Source organism: Stenotrophomonas sp. GD03794, assembly GCF_029842145.1.
GTDB lineage: Bacteria > Pseudomonadota > Gammaproteobacteria > Xanthomonadales > Xanthomonadaceae > Stenotrophomonas > Stenotrophomonas riyadhensis.
The window spans coordinates 1-17,356 of sequence record NZ_JAOCFV010000081.1 but is presented as its reverse complement, the minus strand read 5'-3'; the positions used below and the strand labels follow the sequence as shown (position 1 = coordinate 17,356).

At 67.3% G+C, this 17,356-nt stretch carries 15 protein-coding genes; 12 read left to right on the top strand and 3 right to left on the bottom strand.

Annotated features, from left to right (window positions below; genetic code table 11):
- On the bottom strand, positions 1-2,358 hold a 2,358-nt coding region (locus tag N5D91_RS23180; protein WP_279922755.1), incomplete at its 3' end, for a TonB-dependent receptor.
- A 336-nt stretch (positions 2,359-2,694) separates the two neighbouring features.
- Here N5D91_RS23180 and N5D91_RS23175 point away from each other — a divergent pair.
- On the top strand, positions 2,695-4,560 hold the full coding sequence (locus N5D91_RS23175) for an ABC-F family ATP-binding cassette domain-containing protein (RefSeq protein ID WP_049400785.1): 1,866 nt from the start codon (positions 2,695-2,697) through the stop codon (positions 4,558-4,560).
- A gap of 73 nt (positions 4,561-4,633) precedes the next feature.
- On the opposite strand, the gene ampR is transcribed toward N5D91_RS23175, so the two are convergent.
- A complete protein-coding gene (gene ampR / locus N5D91_RS23170) occupies positions 4,634-5,497 on the bottom strand; it encodes a LysR family transcriptional regulator AmpR (protein ID WP_012511908.1) in 864 nt (287 codons plus the stop codon).
- A 175-nt stretch (positions 5,498-5,672) separates the two neighbouring features.
- Here ampR and blaL2 point away from each other — a divergent pair, with 175 nt between their 5' ends.
- The 3 genes from blaL2 (at position 5,673) to N5D91_RS23155 (ending at position 8,580) form a co-directional block, all read left to right on the top strand.
- Positions 5,673-6,584, top strand: coding sequence for a L2 family extended-spectrum class A beta-lactamase (gene blaL2, locus N5D91_RS23165; RefSeq protein WP_180854693.1), 912 nt, complete (start codon positions 5,673-5,675; stop codon positions 6,582-6,584).
- 86 nt (positions 6,585-6,670) lie between these two features.
- On the top strand, positions 6,671-7,885 hold the full coding sequence (locus N5D91_RS23160) for a cation:proton antiporter (RefSeq protein ID WP_110713308.1): 1,215 nt from the start codon (positions 6,671-6,673) through the stop codon (positions 7,883-7,885).
- Between the two features lie 53 nt (positions 7,886-7,938).
- A complete protein-coding gene (locus tag N5D91_RS23155; RefSeq protein WP_180854692.1) occupies positions 7,939-8,580 on the top strand; it encodes a hypothetical protein in 642 nt (213 codons plus the stop codon).
- 133 nt (positions 8,581-8,713) lie between these two features.
- Here N5D91_RS23155 and N5D91_RS23150 read toward each other — a convergent pair whose 3' ends face one another.
- On the bottom strand, positions 8,714-9,469 hold the full coding sequence (locus N5D91_RS23150) for a DUF3011 domain-containing protein (RefSeq protein ID WP_180854691.1): 756 nt from the start codon (positions 9,467-9,469) through the stop codon (positions 8,714-8,716).
- Positions 9,470-9,627: 158 nt separating this feature from the next.
- Here N5D91_RS23150 and aspS point away from each other — a divergent pair, with 158 nt between their 5' ends.
- The 8 genes from aspS to N5D91_RS23110 all read left to right on the top strand — a co-directional run bounded on the left by aspS (position 9,628) and on the right by N5D91_RS23110 (position 17,074).
- Positions 9,628-11,379: an aspartate--tRNA ligase gene (aspS, locus tag N5D91_RS23145; protein WP_180846421.1), complete on the top strand. Its 1,752-nt coding sequence runs from the start codon at positions 9,628-9,630 to the stop codon at positions 11,377-11,379.
- A 16-nt stretch (positions 11,380-11,395) separates the two neighbouring features.
- A complete protein-coding gene (locus N5D91_RS23140) occupies positions 11,396-11,716 on the top strand; it encodes a DNA primase (RefSeq protein ID WP_126929986.1) in 321 nt (106 codons plus the stop codon).
- Between the two features lie 31 nt (positions 11,717-11,747).
- Positions 11,748-12,269 carry a GNAT family N-acetyltransferase gene (locus tag N5D91_RS23135; RefSeq protein WP_110713301.1) on the top strand — a complete coding sequence of 174 codons (522 nt, stop codon included), beginning with the start codon at positions 11,748-11,750 and terminating at the stop codon, positions 12,267-12,269.
- Positions 12,270-12,344: 75 nt separating this feature from the next.
- Positions 12,345-12,977: an alpha/beta fold hydrolase gene (locus N5D91_RS23130; RefSeq protein ID WP_164162474.1), complete on the top strand. Its 633-nt coding sequence runs from the start codon at positions 12,345-12,347 to the stop codon at positions 12,975-12,977.
- Positions 12,978-13,139: 162 nt separating this feature from the next.
- Positions 13,140-13,871 carry a YebC/PmpR family DNA-binding transcriptional regulator gene (locus N5D91_RS23125; RefSeq protein WP_110713298.1) on the top strand — a complete coding sequence of 244 codons (732 nt, stop codon included), beginning with the start codon at positions 13,140-13,142 and terminating at the stop codon, positions 13,869-13,871.
- Between the two features lie 105 nt (positions 13,872-13,976).
- A complete protein-coding gene (gene ruvC, locus N5D91_RS23120; protein WP_088026882.1) occupies positions 13,977-14,498 on the top strand; it encodes a crossover junction endodeoxyribonuclease RuvC in 522 nt (173 codons plus the stop codon).
- 13 nt (positions 14,499-14,511) lie between these two features.
- Positions 14,512-15,105, top strand: coding sequence for a Holliday junction branch migration protein RuvA (ruvA, locus tag N5D91_RS23115; protein ID WP_005410756.1), 594 nt, complete (start codon positions 14,512-14,514; stop codon positions 15,103-15,105).
- Between the two features lie 118 nt (positions 15,106-15,223).
- A complete protein-coding gene (locus N5D91_RS23110; RefSeq protein WP_176510699.1) occupies positions 15,224-17,074 on the top strand; it encodes a potassium transporter Kup in 1,851 nt (616 codons plus the stop codon).
- Positions 17,075-17,356: the final 282 nt, after the last annotated feature.

Sequence of the window (17,356 nt, the reverse complement as noted above, 5' to 3'; positions counted from 1 at the left end):
GTACGCGCCGTTGAAGCCGAACGGTGAGTAGTTGCTGTACGGCAGCATGCCGAAGGTGGAGTTCTGCAGGTCTTCGGTGCGGTCCGGATACTTGTCCAGCAGGTTGTCGGCGCCCACGGTCAGGGTCCAGTTGCTGCTCGGCTTGTAGCTGGCCGAGGCATCCACCACCCAGGCGTCGCCATAGGTCTGGTCGCGCAGTGCGGTGGCCGAGTTGCGCACGGTGAATTTGCCGTAGCGGGTCGCGGCCAGGCCCAGTTCCCAGCGGTCCGAACGCCAGGTGCCGCTCAGGATCGCCTTGTCGCGCGGATAGCTGTCCTCGATGCGGCCGATCTCATCGCGGCCGATCAGCGACTGTGTCAGGCCCAGCGTGCCGAACACTGCCGGGGTGCCGCCGACGCGGCGCACTTCGGTGTCGTTGTAGCTGTACGCGGCGGTCAGTTCCAGGCTGCTGGCGCTGAAGGGCACCGTGTAGCTGGACACGAAATCGACGCCGCGGGTGCGCGTATCCAGGCCGTTGGTGAAGTACGAGAACGCGGTCACCTGCGGCAGGCCCAGGCTGGTCAGCAACGCGCTGCTGGCGGCATTGGTGGTGATGCTGGACGACAGCGCGATACGGTCATCGATGTCGATCTGGTAGGCGTCGACAGTGATGTACAGGCGGTCGACCGGCTGCAGCACCAGGCCAACGCTGTAGGAGGTAGAGGTCTCGGCCTTCAGCGGCGAGGCGCCCAGTGCCTGTGCGGCCTGGCTGGTGGTGGGGAAGGTGCCGCGCTCGACGAACACGCCGTTGGTGAACTGGCTGGTGACCGCCTGGTAGCCCTGCTGCGCCAGCGACGGTGCGCGGAAGCCGCTGGAGGCGGTGGCCCGCAGCGCGACCTTGTCGGTGAACGCGTAGCGTGCCGACAGCTTGCCGGAGAAGCGGTCGCCGAAGTCCGAGTAGTCCTCGTAGCGGCCGGTGATGCCGGCCGAGAACTTCTCGGTCAGGTCCGCTTCCAGGCCGGCGTAGACCGCGTAGTTGTGGCGGTCGGCATGCACTTCATTGGTCGGGGTGAAGCCACCGAAGCCCTGCGCGCCACTGCCGGTGTACGAGTTCAGTTCGCCTGGCTTCTGGTCCCACTTCTCCTTGCGGTACTCACCGCCGAAGGACAGCGTGACCGGATAGGCCAGGCCCCAGTCCAGCGACTTGGTCAGGTCGGCATTGAAGATGTCCTGCTGGTACTTCAGCGTACCGTCGTAGAACGAGCGCGGGCTGGTCGCACCCAGGCTGTAGTTGATGCTGTTGCGGGTGTGGAAGTCGAGGGTGTTCTCGCCATGGTTCAGGCTCAGGTCCCAGGTCCAGCCGTTGTCGGTGTTGCCCTTGACGCCGGCCACCAGCGAGCGGTCCTTGGAGTACTGGTTGATCTCCGGCACGAAGCCGTCCGGGTAGGTCTGCGCCAGCAGCGCGGTCTGGTTCAGATGGTTGCGCGAGCGGTAGAACGCGAACGAGGTGATGTCGCGGTTGCTGAGCAGCGCGCTGGCGTAGCCGGTCACGTGGTCGCTGAAATCGAAGCTGGCGTTCACCGAGGCGGCGGTGGCATCCACGCGCGGGTCGCCGACGATGAAGGTCTTCTGGCCGATGCTCGGGTAGTTGCCGGTGTTCGGCGTGGTGCCGCGGTACGGGCCGGCGCGGTTGCTCTCGTCCTGCTGGCTGATCTGGCCGGCCACGTGCACGCGGCCACGGCCGTCGCCGAACTCGACGCCGGTATCGCCGGAGAGCTGGTACTTGTTGCCGTCACCGGCCGAGTACTGGCCGTAGTCCACGGCCAGGCTGCCGCCACGGCCGCTGCCCTTGAGCACGATGTTGATGACGCCGGCGATGGCGTCCGAACCGTACTGCGCCGACGCGCCGTCGCGCAGCACTTCCACGCGCTCGATGGCAGCGATCGGGATCGCGTTGATGTCCACCGCCGACGAGCCACGGCCGATGCTGCCGTTGACGTTGATCATCGCCGAGGTGTGGCGGCGCTTGCCGTTGACCAGCACCAGCACCTGGTCCGGCGACAGGCCACGCAGCTGCGCCGGGCGCACACCGCTGGTGCCGTCGGTCAGCGCCGGGCGCGGGAAGTTCAGTGAGGGCAGGGCGCGCGACAGTGCGGTGGCCAGCTCACTGGTACCGGTGGACTGCAGGGCTTCGGGGGTGATGATGTCGATCGGCGACTGCGACTCGGCCACCGTGCGGTCGGCCACGCGGGTACCGGTCACGATCACCGTGTCCAGGGTGTTGGCGGCGGTGCCGGCCTGCTGGGCAGCGGCAACGAACGGAGAGCCACCGAGTGCGACAGCGACGGCGGCGGCGATCAGGCTGGTCTTGCGGGTCATCGGGACGGAGCTCCGGTTGGCGGGGGCGGCACCGGAATCGACATCACGGGGGTGAGGCGGACGGCGGTTGTTGCGGTGCGCAAAGCAGGAATTAACGGGATATTCAGTGCCTGTCAAATGCCGGTCATCGGAAAAAACGTTGCAGCAGCAACCATTTAGCCCGGATCGGCACTGGCGGGGGAGGGAGCCCGGGACGCGCGCGGCGAGGACGTGGGAGAGAGGAACGCCGGCCGCCGCGCATCCCGGGACGCGTCAAGTATTCGTTAACGCTAGAATTGCGTCGCAGGAACAGTGCTCACCAGCACATTCCATTCGGTTATATGGACGCCTCCCCCGATGATCTCCCTTCGTAATTTCGCCTTGCGCCGCGGCGAGCGGCTGCTGTTGTCCAATGTCGACCTGACCCTGCACGCCGGTTACCGGGTGGGTGTGGTCGGCCGCAACGGTGCTGGCAAGTCCAGCCTGTTCGCGGCAGTGAAGGGTGAGCTGGAGGCCGACAAGGGCGATGTCGATCTGCCCGGCAAGGTGCGCATCGCCAGCGTTGCCCAGGAAACCCCGTCGCTGCCCGACCCGGCGCTGAGCTTCGTGCTCGGCGGCGACATCGAGGTGGCCGCGGTGCTGGCTGCCGAGGCCGAGGCGACCGCCCGCGAAGACTGGGAAGCGGTGGCCGAAGCGCATACGAAGATGGCCGAGCTCAATGCCTACGACGCCGAAGCGCGTGCCGGCAAGCTGCTGCATGGCCTGGGCTTCCCGGCCGAGACCCACCATCGCGCGGTTTCCTCGTTCTCCGGTGGCTGGCGCGTGCGCCTGAACCTGGCACGCGCGCTGATGATGCCCAGCGATCTGCTGCTGCTGGACGAACCGACCAACCACCTGGATCTGGACGCGGTGTACTGGCTGGAGCAGTGGCTGCTGAAGTATCCCGGCACCCTGCTGCTGATCTCGCATGACCGCGAGTTCCTCGACAACGTGGCCACCCACACCCTGCACCTGCACGGTGGCGGCGCCAAGCTCTACCCGGGCGGTTACACCGATTTCGAGCGCCAGCGCGCCGAACAGCTGCGCCAGCAGCAGATCGCGCACGAGAAGGAACAGGCCGAGCGTGCCCACCTGCAGAGCTTCATCGACCGCTTCAAGGCGCAGGCCAGCAAGGCCGCGCAGGCGCAGAGCCGCATGAAGCGCCTGGCCAAGCTGGCCGGCACCGAAGCGGTGCGTGCCGAGCGCGAGTTCCGCATCGAGTTCGCGCCGCCGGCCAAGCTGCCGTTCTCGCTGATCCGCCTGAACCACGTCGAGGCTGGCTATGGCAAGGACGCGGTGATCCTGCACAACGTCGGCTTCGGCCTGGAAGCGGGCCAGCGCATCGGCCTGCTCGGCCCCAACGGTGCCGGTAAGACCACCCTGGTGAAGACCCTGGTGGGCGAGCTGGCGCCGATCGTCGGCGAGCGCATGGCGCACCCGGACCTGAAGATCGGCTACTTCGCCCAGCACACGGTGGAGTCGCTGCACGAAGGCCAGTCGCCGATGGAGCATTTCCGCGAGATCGCGCCGGACGCACCGAACCAGTCGTTCCGCGATTTCCTTGGCAAGTGGAACTTCCCGGGCGACCGCGCGTTCGAGCCGGTCGATGGTTTCTCCGGCGGCGAGCGCGCGCGCCTGGCGCTGGCGCTGATCGCCTGGCAGCAGCCGAATGTGCTGCTGCTGGACGAACCGACCAACCACCTTGACCTGGAAATGCGCGAAGCGCTGGCCGAAGCACTGGCCACCTTCGAAGGCGCGATCGTGATGGTCTCGCATGACCGCCATCTGATCGGCCTGGTCTGCGATACCTACTGGCGCGTGGCCGATGGCGTGGTCGAGCCGTTCGACGGCGACCTCGACGCCTACGCGGCCTGGCTGCGCACCCGTCCGCAGGCGCAGGGCACCAAGGCGCGCATGGAACAGGTGGAAGAGCCGGTGGTGGTCAAGACCGCGCCGGTGGCTCAGGTGGTGCAGAAGAAGCCGGTGAACCCGCACAAGCTGGCCGCCGCCGAAGCCAAGGTGGCCGAACTGGAAAGCGCCCTGGCCGAGCTGGACCGCCAGCTGGCCGACCCGGCCAACTACGCCGATGCCACCCGCATGGCGGTGATCGGCCGTGACCGCGAAACCGCTGCCGCCCAGCTGGAAAAAGCCGAAGCCGCGTGGATGGAACTGCTGGAGTCCTGATCACGCAAAAAAGGGGACGGAGGGGATTAAGTCGTTTGTGGCACAAACGACTTAATCCCCTCCGTCCCCTTTTTCATCCCTGTGCCTGCAGCCATTCGCGGAACCGCTTCGCCGGCTCACGCTCGGCACGCGAGCGCAGTCGCGTGAGCCAGTAGCGCCCCAGCTCCAGCGTGGTGCTGAATGGCTGCAGCAGGCGACCCTCGGCCAGTTCCTGCTCGAACATGCGCAGCGGCAGCAGCGCCACGCCGGCACCACCCACCGCGGCCATCGCCACCGTCAACGACGAATCAAACACCGGCCCGCGGGCTTCCACGCCACTCACTCCTGCCGCCTGCAGCCAGCGCGGCCATTCGTCGCTGCGGTAGGAGCGCAGCAGGGGCAGGGTGCCCAGGTCGCGTGGCTGTTTGAGCCGCCGCGCCAGCGCCGGCGCGCAGAGTGGCGCGAACGGCGCGTCGAGGATTGCCGTGCAGGCCTGGCCCTGCCAGTCGCCATCACCGAAGCGGATCGCCAGGTCCAGGCCCTCGCCGGCCAGATCGATGCGGTTGTTGTGGGTCTGCAGTCGCAGCTCGATGTCCGGGTGCGCGGCCTCGAACGCAGCCAGCCGTGGCAGCAGCCAACCGGTGGCGAAGGTGCCGACCACGCCCAGCGTCAGTACTTCACGGGCCGGGCCACCGGTGTAGCGCGCGATGCTGGCCGAGATGCGCTCGAACGATTCGTTGAGCACTGGATACAGCGCCGCGCCCTCCTCGGTGAGCGCCACGCCGCGCGGCAGGCGATGGAACAGACGGATGCCGAGCCGGTCCTCCAGCCCGCGGATCTGGTGGCTCAGCGCGGCCTGGCTGACGCACAGCTCCAGCGCGGCGCGGGTGAAGTTCTGGTGGCGCGCAGCGGCCTCGAAGGCGCGCAGCGCGTTCAGCGGCAGGGTCGGGTGCAGCATCGGGAAGCCGTGAGCCAGGGTGATGGCTGATCCTACCCTTCAGCGAGGAATTTCGTAAATCTCAACGAGTTGATTACGACAGGCATGAATTAAGTTCATGGCTTCCGCTGATATTTCGCGCTGGTCGGCTCCGGGGAGGGCTTCAATAATCGGGCGGTCCCCAGGAGAACCCCGCATGCTCGCCCGTCGCCGATTCCTGCAGTTCAGTGGTGCCGCTGTTGCTTCCTCGCTTGCCCTGCCGTTGCTGGCACGTGCGGCGGGCAAGACCACCTCCAGTGCACCGACCGATGCCGCCCTCACGGCCGCCACCGACTTCGCCACGCTGGAGAAGGCGTGCGCCGGACGCCTCGGCGTGACCCTGTTGGACACTGCGAGCGGTCGCCGCATCGGTCATCGCCAGGACGAGCGTTTCCCGATGTGCAGCACGTTCAAGAGCGTGCTGGTCGCCACCGTGCTCAGCCAGGCCGAGCGCAGGCCCGCGTTGCTGGACACGCGCGTGCCGGTGCGCGATGCCGATCTTCTCTCGCACGCGCCCGTCGCCCGCCGCCACGCCGGCAAGGACATGACTGTGCGCGATCTGTGCCGTGCCACGATCATCACCAGCGACAATACCGCCGCCAACCTGCTGTTCGGCGTGGTCGGTGGCCCGCCCGCGGTGACTGCGTTCCTGCGCGCCAGCGGTGATGCGGTGAGCCGCAGTGACCGCCTGGAGCCGGAGCTGAACAGCTTTGCCAAGGGCGATCCGCGCGACACCACCACGCCGGCGGCAATGGCTGCGACCCTGCAGCGCGTGATGCTGGGCGAGGTGCTGCAGTCGGCGTCGCGGCAGCAGCTGGCCGATTGGCTGATCGACAACGAAACCGGCGACGCCTGCCTGCGCGCGGGTCTGGGCAAGCGCTGGCGCGTCGGTGACAAGACCGGCAGCAACGGCGAGGACGCGCGCAACGACATCGCCGTGCTGTGGCCCGTGGCCGGCGGCGCACCGTGGGTGCTGACGGCATATCTGCAGGCAGGTGCGATCAGCTACGAGCAACGCGCTACCGTGCTGGCACAGGTGGGGCGCATTGCCGATCGCCTGATCGGATGAGGTAACCGGGAGTCATCCAGAAACGGCTTGCCGGATCGGTTCGGCGCGCGCATCCTGCGCGCGTTCGAACCACACGGAAGTCCCCCATGAGCCATGAACTGATCTACCTGCTGCTGATCTTCGCGCTGCTGGTGATCCCGCGCGCGCTGCAGCGTTTCAGCCTGCCCGCGCCGCTGACCTGCCTGCTGTTCGGCATCATCGGCATGCTCTGGCTGGGCGACCAGGCGCACGACGCGGTGATCGGTCTGCTGGCCACGCTGGGCATTTCCTCGCTGTTCCTGTTCGCCGGCCTGGAAGTGGACCTGCAGGCGCTGCGCCGTGGCATGTGGCCGCTGCTGGCGCATCTGGTGATCCGTACCGGCACGCTGTTCGGTGTGGGCTGGCTGGCCTGGCGCTACGCGGGGCTGCCGTGGCAGGCCGCCGGCCTGCTGGCGCTGGCGCTGCTGACGCCGTCCACCGGCTTCATCATGGATTCGCTGTCGCGGCTGGGCCTGAGCGAGGACGAGCGGTTCTGGGTGACCAGCAAGGCCATCGCTGGCGAACTGCTGGCGCTGGCGGCGTTGTTCATCGTGCTGCAGGCGGGTGATCCGGGCCACATGGCGCTGTCCAGCCTGGCGCTGCTGGCGATGATGATCGGCCTGCCGCTGCTGTTCATCGCGCTGGGCCGCTGGGTGGCGCCGCATGCGCCGGGCTCGGAGTTCTCGCTGCTGGTGATGGTGGGCATGGTCGCGGCCTACATCACCTATCTGCTGGGCGTGTACTACCTGGTCGGTGCGTTCATCGCCGGTCTGGTCGCGCGCCTGCTGCACCAGCGCATGCCGCTGCTGGCCTCGCATGAGAACCTGCACGCACTGCGCCTGTTTGCCTCGTTCTTCGTGCCGTTCTATTTCTTCAATGCCGGCACCAAGGTGCCCAGCGAAGCACTCAGTTTCGAGGCACTGGGGCTGGGCATCGTGATCACCCTGGTGGTGCTGCCGCTGCGCATCGGCGTGGTCTGGCTGCAGCGCCGGGTGATGTTCGGCGAGAGCTTCCGCAGCAGCCTGCGGGTCTCGCTGGCGCTGGCGCCGACGCTGATCTTCACCCTGGTGCTGGCCGCGATCATGCGCGAGCGCTTCCAGATTCCGGCGGTGCTGTTCGGCGCGCTGCTGCTGTATGCGGCGCTGACCACGCTGCTGCCGTCGCTGGTGTTCCGCACGCCGTTCGATGTTGATCCGGTCGAACAGGAGCCGGCAGGCGAGGGCGCGGCTGCACCGGTGGCGGCCACCGAGACGCTGCCGGAACCGCACATCGCCGAACGCTGAGCGGTTGCCGCGTGCGGTTTGCGCCCGTCGGCCATGGCCGTTAGGGTTGGGGCATGAAACTGCCTGCCATTGTCACCGCTTCCGCCCTCCTGCTCAGCCTTGCTGCGTGTTCGCAGCGCTCCGATACGGTCGCCCATGATCTGGCGACCGCACCGGCCGACGCCTTCATGGCTGCCGTGGCCGCACATTGCGGCCAGGCCTATGCCGGCAAGGTAGTGGAGGACACGCCGGCACCGACCGGCAAGGATCCGTTCGCCGGGCAGCGCCTGGTCATGCACGTGCGCGGCTGTGCCGATCCGGCGCACGAACTGCGCATCCCGTTCCATGTCGGCGATGACCACTCGCGGACCTGGGTGCTGACCCGCACGGAAACCGGCCTGCGCCTGAAGCACGATCATCGCCACGAAGACGGCAGCCCTGACGCGATCACCCTGTACGGAGGCGACAGCACGCCACCCGGCACTGCCGAGCGCCAGCAGTTCCCGGCCGACAGCGATTCGGTGGCGATGTTCCGCCGCGCCGACATGCTGGCCTCCACGCACAACACCTGGGCGATGGAGATTGATCCCGACCAGACCTTCGTCTATGAGCTGACCCGCCCGGATGGCCGCCGCTTCCGCGTGCAGTTCGACCTGGGCAAGCCGGTCGACCTGCCACCGCCACCGTGGGGCGACGACACAGCACCCGCGCCGTGATCCCGGGGTCGGATCCCTCCTGCGGAGGGCCCCGACCCCAGAAGGACCCTCAGTAGATCCACGCCATGTGTGGATGCGGGATACCGGACCGGGGCCAGAGCCCTGGCCGTCGGCCAGGGATCCGGCCGTGTACTTACCGCGTACCGAAACGCGCGCGGCAGCCGTTGCTCACCCACACCTGGCCACGTGAGTAGCCCCAGCTGCGGCCTTCCTGGCAGGCACTGCCGGACAGTTGCTGCTGCAGCACTGGGCGGCCCTGGCGCTCATCCCAGTCGCAGGTCTGCGAGCGGTTGTTGTTGCTGCTGCAGGTGACCGAGTAATTGCTGTTGCCACCGCCCCAGCCACCGCCACCACCGCCCCAGCCGCGGGTTTCGGCGAACTCGGCGCGGCAGCCGCCGCTGACCCAGATCGCGCCATTGCGCACGCCCCAGGTGCGGCCCTCGTCGCAGGGGCTGCCGGACAGCTGGCGGACCAGGCGGGCATTGCGCCAGCCGACCGGGCAGCTGCGCTCGCGGTTGTTCTGGCTCTCGCAGCGGATCGTCTCGCCGGGGCGACCGTTGTTACCGCCCCAGCCACCGCCATTGCCGCCGCCATTGCCGCCGCCCCAGCCACCGCGGGCCTCGACGAATTCGGCGCGGCAGCCATTGGTGACCCAGATGCTGCCATTGCGGCTGCCCCAGGTGCGGCCTTCGTCGCAGGCGCTGCCGGACAACTGGCGGACCAGCTGCGCATTGCGCCAGCCGGTGTTGCAGACCCGTTCGCGGTTGTTCTGGCTTTCGCAGCGGACCACCCCGCTCTGCGCATTCGCGGAAGGGGCGGGCAGGGCAAGGGTGCCCAGTGCACCCAGGGCGAGGGTCAGGGCCAGGCTGGCCAGGGACAGCGGTTTCATGGCGGCATCCCATACGGTGGCAGGTGCCCGACTATAGGGAGGGGGGCGATCAAGCCGGTGTGACTGGCCGGATTTGCCCCGGCCGGGGCCTCGGCCGCAGAATACGAGGCTTTCCGGCCCCCATCCGGTGCCGGCGTTCTCCAGCGGAGCTTCCCCCCATGCGTACCCACTTCTGCGGCCTGGTCGATGAGACCCTGATTGGCCAGACTGTCACCCTCGCCGGCTGGACCGACGTGGCCCGTAACCAGGGCGGCGTCTGCTTCATCGATCTTCGAGATCATGAAGGCATCGTGCAGGTGACCGTGGAAGTCGACAACGCCGACGTGTTCGCCGTGGCCGCGTCGCTGGGCTACGAGGACGTGCTGCAGGTGGAAGGCGTCGTGCGTGCCCGCCACGCGGTGAACGACAAGATGCGCACCGGCAAGGTGGAAGTGATCGCCACCGCCATCACCGTGCTGAACAAGGCCGCGCCGCTGCCGTTCCACGCCCACGAGAATCCGGGCGAGGAAACCCGCCTGAAGTACCGTTACCTGGACCTGCGCCGCCCGGAAATGCAGCGCATGCAGCGCACCCGCATCAAGCTGGTGCAGGCCCTGCGCCGCCATCTGGACGAAAAGGGCTTCCAGGACATCGAGACCCCGATCCTGACCAAGGCCACTCCGGAAGGCGCGCGCGACTTCCTGGTGCCGGCGCGCATGCACCCGGGCGAGTTCTACGCCCTGCCGCAGAGCCCGCAGCTGTTCAAGCAGATCCTGATGGTGGCCGGCTTCGACCGCTACTACCAGATCGCGCGCTGCTTCCGCGACGAGGCCCTGCGTGCCGACCGCCAGCTGGAATTCACCCAGCTGGACATGGAATTCGCCTTCGTCCGCGAGCGCGACGTGCAGGACTTCGTCGAGGACATGATCCGTGCCATCTTCAAGGAAGTGGTCGACGTCCAGCTGGACGCCAGCTTCCCGCGCATGACCTGGGCCGAGGCGATGCGTCGCTACGGTTCGGACAAGCCGGACCTGCGCATCGCGCTGGAGCTGGTCGACGTCGCCGAGCTGGTCAAGGACAGCGAGTTCCCGGTGTTCACCGGCCCGGCCAATGATGCCGATGGCCGCGTCGCCGCGCTGCGCATCCCGGGCGGTGCGTCGCTGAGCCGCAAGCAGATCGACGAATATGCCGCGCATGCCGCCAAGTACGGCGCCAAGGGCCTGGCCTACATCAAGATCGCCGACAACGGCGAGATCAGCTCGCCGATCCAGAAGTTCTTCAGCGAAGCCGCCTTCGCTGCGCTGGTCGCCCACGTCGGCGCCGGTAACGGCGACATCGTGTTCTTCGGCGCCGGTGGCTACAACAAGGTCTCGGACTTCATGGGCGCGCTGCGCCTGAAGGCCGGCAAGGACTTCGGCCTGGTCGCCGACGGTTGGGCGCCGCTGTGGGTCACCGATTTCCCGATGTTCGAGTGGGACGAGGAAGAACAGCGCTACGTCGCCCTGCATCACCCCTTCACCGCACCGGCCGTGGACGACATCGCCGACCTGCGCGCCAACGCCCGTACCGCCGTCTCGCGCGGCTACGACATGGTGCTCAACGGCAATGAAATCGGCGGCGGTTCCATCCGTATCCACCGTCCGGACATGCAGAGCGCGGTATTCGAGCTGCTCGGCATCGGCGCCGAAGAAGCCCGTGCCAAGTTCGGCTTCCTGCTCGACGCGCTGAACTACGGCGCGCCGCCGCACGGTGGCATCGCCTTCGGCATCGACCGCATCGCCGCGCTGATGGCCGGCACCGAGTCGATCCGCGACGTCATCCCGTTCCCGAAGACCACCGGTGCACAGGATCTGATGACCGACGCGCCGTCGCCGATCGTCGACGCGCAGCTGGCCGAAGTGCACATCCAGGTTCGCCCCAAGACCAACTGATCAGGAGATCCAGGCAATGACCGAGTTTGCGTTTTCGCTGGAGTGGGAAAAGCTGGGCAATGAAGGCTCCGAGGCCACCCTGGTCACCGAGCGTGCACGCGTGTTCGGGGGTTGGCTGGTCCGCGTCGGTACCAACCCGGCGGCGATGGCCCTGACCTTCGTCGCCGACGGCGAAGGCCGTTGGGACGGTGAAGACTTCGGCGTCGAGGATTACGAAGACGACGAAGAGGAAGAGTACGACGAGGACGAGGAAGGCGAGGAAGAAGAGGACGAAGACGAAGAGGAATACGAGGAAGAGGACGAGGAAGAAGAAGCGGAATCGTCTGAAAAGGCTTGACCCGCGCTTCGCCCTGACGTCAACTTCCTGCATGTATTCGATCCGCCGCGCTACCGTGGACGACGCGCCGACCCTGTCGGCGCTGGCCGCCCGCACGTTCACCGAAACCTTCGGCCATCTGTATCCGCCGCAGGACCTGCAGGCCTTCCTCGAGGAGGCCTACACGGTCGAGCGCCAGCGCGTGATCCTGGCCCACCCGGATTACGCGGTGTGGCTGCTGGAGCTGGATGGGGAGGCGGTCGGCCACGCCGCCGCCGGCCCCTGTGGCCTGCCGCATCCGGATGTGAAACCCGGTGACGGCGAACTCAAGCGCCTGTACCTGGTCAAGACCCAGCAGAGCTGCGGCTGGGGCAGCCGCCTGCTGGAAACCGCGCTGGCCTGGCTGGAACACGAAGGCCCACGCACGCTGTGGCTGGGCGTGTGGTCGGAGAACTTCGGCGCACAGCGCTTCTACGCCCGCTATGGATTCGAGAAGGCGGGCGAGTACCTGTTCCCGGTCGGCGACACCCACGATCTTGAATTCATCCTGCGCCGCGCACCGCGCGCAGCCTGACGTTCACCGCCGCTTGCTGCGCGCGCGTGTTCAATCACCGTACGTTCCTGCCCCGCTGACCGCCAGGCTGTTTGCATGACTCCCCCCGTATTGCTGCTGCATGGCATCTGGAATGCCCGTGCCTGGGTCGGGCCGCTGGCCTGGCGTCTGCGCGCGCGCGGTTTCCAGGTGCACGCATTCGGTTACTCCTCGGTCTTCGGTGGCCCCGACGTGGCGGTGCCGCAGCTGCTGGAGCGGCTGGCCGATGCCGGGCCGTTGTCGCTGGTCGGCCACAGCCTGGGAGGCCTGCTGGCGCTGGAAGCGCTGCGCCGCAATCCGCAGCTGCCGGTGCAGCGCGTGGTCTGTCTGGGCTCGCCGCTGCGCGGCAGCGGTACCGCGCGCTCGTTGTCCGATCACGGCTGGGGCCTGGCGCTGGGGCGCAGCAGCGAGCTGCTGCTGGATGGCCTGCCGGACTGGCAGGGCAGGGCCGAGGTTGGCCTGATCGCCGGTTCAGTGCCGCACGGGCTGGGCAGCCTGCTGGGCGCCATCGACGATGCCTCCGACGGCACCGTGGCCCTGGCCGAGACCCGCCTGCCGGGCCTGGCCGACCATTGCGTGGTGCGTACCAGCCACAGCGGTCTGGTGGTGTCGCCCGACGCCGCGCGGCAGACCGCGCATTTCCTGCGCCACGGCCAGTTCGACCACAGCCGCGACGCCGCCGCCGCATAAGATGGTGGGTGCGAACCGTCCTACCTTGGTGGGTGCGAACCTTGGTTCGCACGCTCTTCGCCGGGCCATGCCCGGCGGCATCCTTCGCCCCTAGACACGGTTGCAGCGCCCGATCAGGTAGAATCCGCGCCTTGATCCTGAAGCAGCCAGACGGTAGCACCCATGGGTAGAGGCCCCTCCATCGAAGCCCGCAAGAACGCGTCCGACGCGAAGCGCGGCAAGATTTTCACCAAGATCATCCGCGAGATCGGCGTTGCCGCGCGCGGCGGTGGAGGCGACCCCAACAACAACCCGCGCCTGCGCGTGGCCGTGGACAAGGGCCTGGCCGTGAACATGTCCAAGGACGTGATCGAGCGCGCCATCAAGAAGGCCACCGGTGAACTGGAAGGCGTCGACTACGAGGAAATCCGCTACGAGGGCTACGCTCCGGGTGGCGTGGCCGTGATCGTCGATTGCCTGACCGACAACCGCGTGCGCACCGTGGCCGATGTCCGCCATGCGTTCAGCAAGTGCGGTGGCAACATGGGCACCGAAGGCTCGGTGGCCTTCATGTTCAAGCGCCTGGGCGTGCTCAGCTTCGCCCCGGGCGCCGATGAGGAAGCCATCACCGAGGCCGCTATCGACGCCGGCGCCGATGACATCGTGGTCTATCCGGATGACGGTTCGATCGACGTGGTCACCAGCCCTGACGCGTTCAACGCGGTCAAGGATGCGATGGCTGCCGCCGGCCATGTCGCCGACCACGCCGAGATCACCTTCCGCGCGGACAACGACATCAAGGTCGAGGGCGAGGTTGCCCTGCAGGTCAAGAAGCTGCTGGACATGCTTGAAGACCTGGACGACGTGCAGGACGTGTATTCCAACGCCGAACTCGGCGCCGACGCCTACGCCTGAGCCGTCTTCGACGGCCTGGGCGCGGGCCGTTGAACGGTCACCGCGGACAGTCATGAGCCCATACGCCTGCCAGCGCATTCCGTTCCTCCCCGCCAGGAGTGCAGCATGACCCGCATTCTCGGCATCGACCCCGGTTCGCAGCGGACCGGGGTCGGCATCATCGATGTTGACGCCACCGGCAAGGTCAGCCACGTGCACCACCAGCCACTGGTGCTGCTGGGCGCCGACGATTTCCCGCAGCGCATGAAGCTGCTGGTGCTGGGCCTGGCCGACCTGTGCCGGGAATACCAGCCGAACGAAGTGGCCATCGAAAAGGTGTTCATGGCGCGCAATCCCGATTCGGCATTGAAGCTGGGCCAGGCCCGTGGCGCGGCGATCTCCGCCGTGGTGCTGCGCGACCTGCCGGTGCACGAATACGCCGCCAGCGAGATCAAGCTGGCAGTGGTCGGGCGCGGTGGCGCCGAAAAGCAACAGGTTCAACACATGGTCGGGCTCATGCTCAACCTGAAAACCAAGCTGCAGGCCGACGCGGCCGACGCGTTGGCGGTGGCGATCACCCATGCCCACGTAAGGGCGACGGCCAACCGCCTGGGGCTCAGTGCCCGCCAGGCGTGGGGCCGCAAATGAGGAGCTGCACGCAATGATCGGTCGACTGCGCGGCATCGTCGCCTACAAGGCGCCGCCGTGGCTGGTGGTGGACGTGAACGGAGTGGGCTACGAACTGGAGGCGCCGATGAGCACCTTCTACGACCTGCCCGAGCTTGGCCGCGAGGTCACCCTGTACACCCATTACTCGCAGAAGGAAGACAGCGTTTCGCTGTACGGCTTCCTGCGCGAAGGTGAGCGGCGCCTGTTCCGCGACGTGCAGAAGGTCAGTGGCATCGGCGCGAAGATCGCGCTGGCCGTGCTGTCCGGCGTCACTGTCGAGGAGTTCGCGCGCATGGTGCAGGCCGGTGACATCACCGCGCTGACCCGCATTCCGGGCATCGGCAAGAAGACCGCCGAGCGCATGGTGCTGGAGCTGCGTGACCGCGCGGCCCAGTTCGGTGCCGGCGGCGCGCTGCCCACCGGCAGCGGCCCGGCCCCGGCCGATCCGCTGTCCGATGCCACCGTGGCCCTGCAGCAGTTGGGCTACAAGCCGGCCGAAGCGGCGCGCATGGCCCGTGATGCCTTCAATGAAGGCGACGAAGTGGCCACCGTGATCCGCAAGGCGCTGCAGTCCGCGCTGCGCTGAGCCGCGTCCCTTTCCCCCAACCTACCGCCTGAGCTTCGCCAGGAGTCCCATGTCCAGCAGTCAAACCCCGCACACAGCCGCCCCCAGCGGCCACGGTCACGCCCCTCCAGCCGGAGGCATGGCGCTGATCATCGGTGCGATCGGCGTGGTCTTCGGCGATATCGGTACCAGCCCGCTGTACACCCTGAAGGAGGCGTTCTCGCCGCACTACGGGCTCAACAGTGACCACGACACCGTGCTGGGCGTGCTGTCGCTGGCGTTCTGGGCGCTGAACATCGTGGTCACCCTGAAGTACGTGACCATCATCATGCGCGCCGACAACGACGGCGAGGGCGGCATCATGGCGCTGATGGCGCTGACCCAGCGCACGCTGCGCAACGGGTCGCGCTCGGCCTATGTGGTCGGCATCCTCGGCATCTTCGGTGCCTCGCTGTTCTTCGGTGATGGCGTGATTACCCCGGCGATCTCCGTGCTTGGCGCGGTCGAGGGCCTGGAGGTGGCCGCGCCCGGCCTGCATGCCTTCATCGTGCCGATCACCGTGGTCGTGCTGCTGGCGGTGTTCGCCGCGCAGCGCTTCGGCACCGAGAAGATCGGCAAGGCGTTCGGCCCGATCACCTCGGTCTGGTTCATCTCGTTGGCCGCGATCGGCATCTACAACATCGTCGACGCGCCGGAAGTGTTGAAGGCCTTCAACCCGTGGTGGGCGATCCGCTTCTTCATGGAGCACAGCTGGCACGGTATCTTCATCCTCGGTGCGGTGGTACTGGCCGTGACCGGTGGCGAGGCGCTGTACGCCGACATGGGCCACTTCGGTGCCAAACCCATCCGCCACGCCTGGTATTTCTTCGTGCTGCCGTGCCTGGTGCTGAACTACCTGGGGCAGGGCGCACTGGTGCTCAACCACCCCGAGGCGCTGAAGAACCCGTTCTTCGAGGCAGTACCGCCGTGGGCGCTGTACCCGATGATCATCCTGGCCACGATGGCGGCGGTGATCGCGTCGCAGTCGGTCATCACCGGTGCGTTCTCGGTCTCGCGCCAGGCCATGCAGCTGGGTTACATCCCGCGCATGCGGATCAAGCACACCTCGCACGACACCATCGGCCAGATCTACATCCCGGGCATCAACTGGGGCATCGCGGTGATGGTGATCGGCCTGGTGCTGGCCTTCCGCAGCTCCTCCAACCTGGCCGTGGCCTACGGCATCTCGGTGTCGGCCACCATGCTGATCGACACCCTGCTGCTGGCCCTGGTGGCGCGCTCGCTGTGGCCGAAGGCGCGCAAGTGGATCCTGCCGCTGTGCGTGGTGTTCTTCATCATCGACCTCGGCTTCGTCATCGCCAACGGTGCCAAGCTGCTGCAGGGCGCCTGGTTCCCGGTGGTGCTGGGCATCTTCCTGTTCACCATGATGCGCACCTGGCGCCGTGGCCGCGAGCTGCTGCGTGATGAGATCCGCAAGGACGGCATCCGCCTGGACACCTTCCTGCCGGGCCTGATGCTGGCGCCGCCGGTACGCGTGCCGGGCACCGCGGTGTTCCTCACCGCCGACCCGACCGTGGCCCCGCACGCGCTGATGCACAACCTCAAGCACAACAAGGTGCTGCACGAGCGCAACGTGTTCCTGCACGTGGAAACCCTGCCCATTCCCTATGCGATGGAAGGGCAGCGGCTGAAGATCGAATCGGTGGGTGACGAGTTCTACCGCGTCTACGTGCGCTTTGGTTTCATGGAGACCCCGGACGTGCCGCTGGCGCTGATGCGTTCCTGCGACCACGGCGGTATCTACTTCGACCCGATGGACACCACCTTCTTCGCCAGCCGCGAAACCATCGTCGCCACCGCCAACCGTGGCATGCCGATCTGGCGTGACAAGCTGTTCGCGCTGATGCATCGCAACGCCGCCCCGGCCACCGGCTTCTTCCGGATTCCGGGCAACAGATTGGTGGAACTGGGCGCGCAGGTGGAGATTTAATCTCCACCTGCGCTACGTCCCACGATTTGCTGCGCAAACCGTGGGCCCCGCACGCATTCCACCTTGTCCCCGCGCCTGTCGGCGCGCCCCCTTGAACAACAAGGGGGCTCCACTTGCGGAGGCGCCGCGTGCTTGAAGCTTGGCCCACTCTGCTCTCCAGTTTCCTCCACGCCTGGATCTATCGTGTCGACCAAGATCGACACCCACCAAAAGCAGCCCATGTCAGCCCGACAGATCGCAGGACTCTGTCGAAGGCGGGGTGGGTCCGGTTGCGGGGGCGTG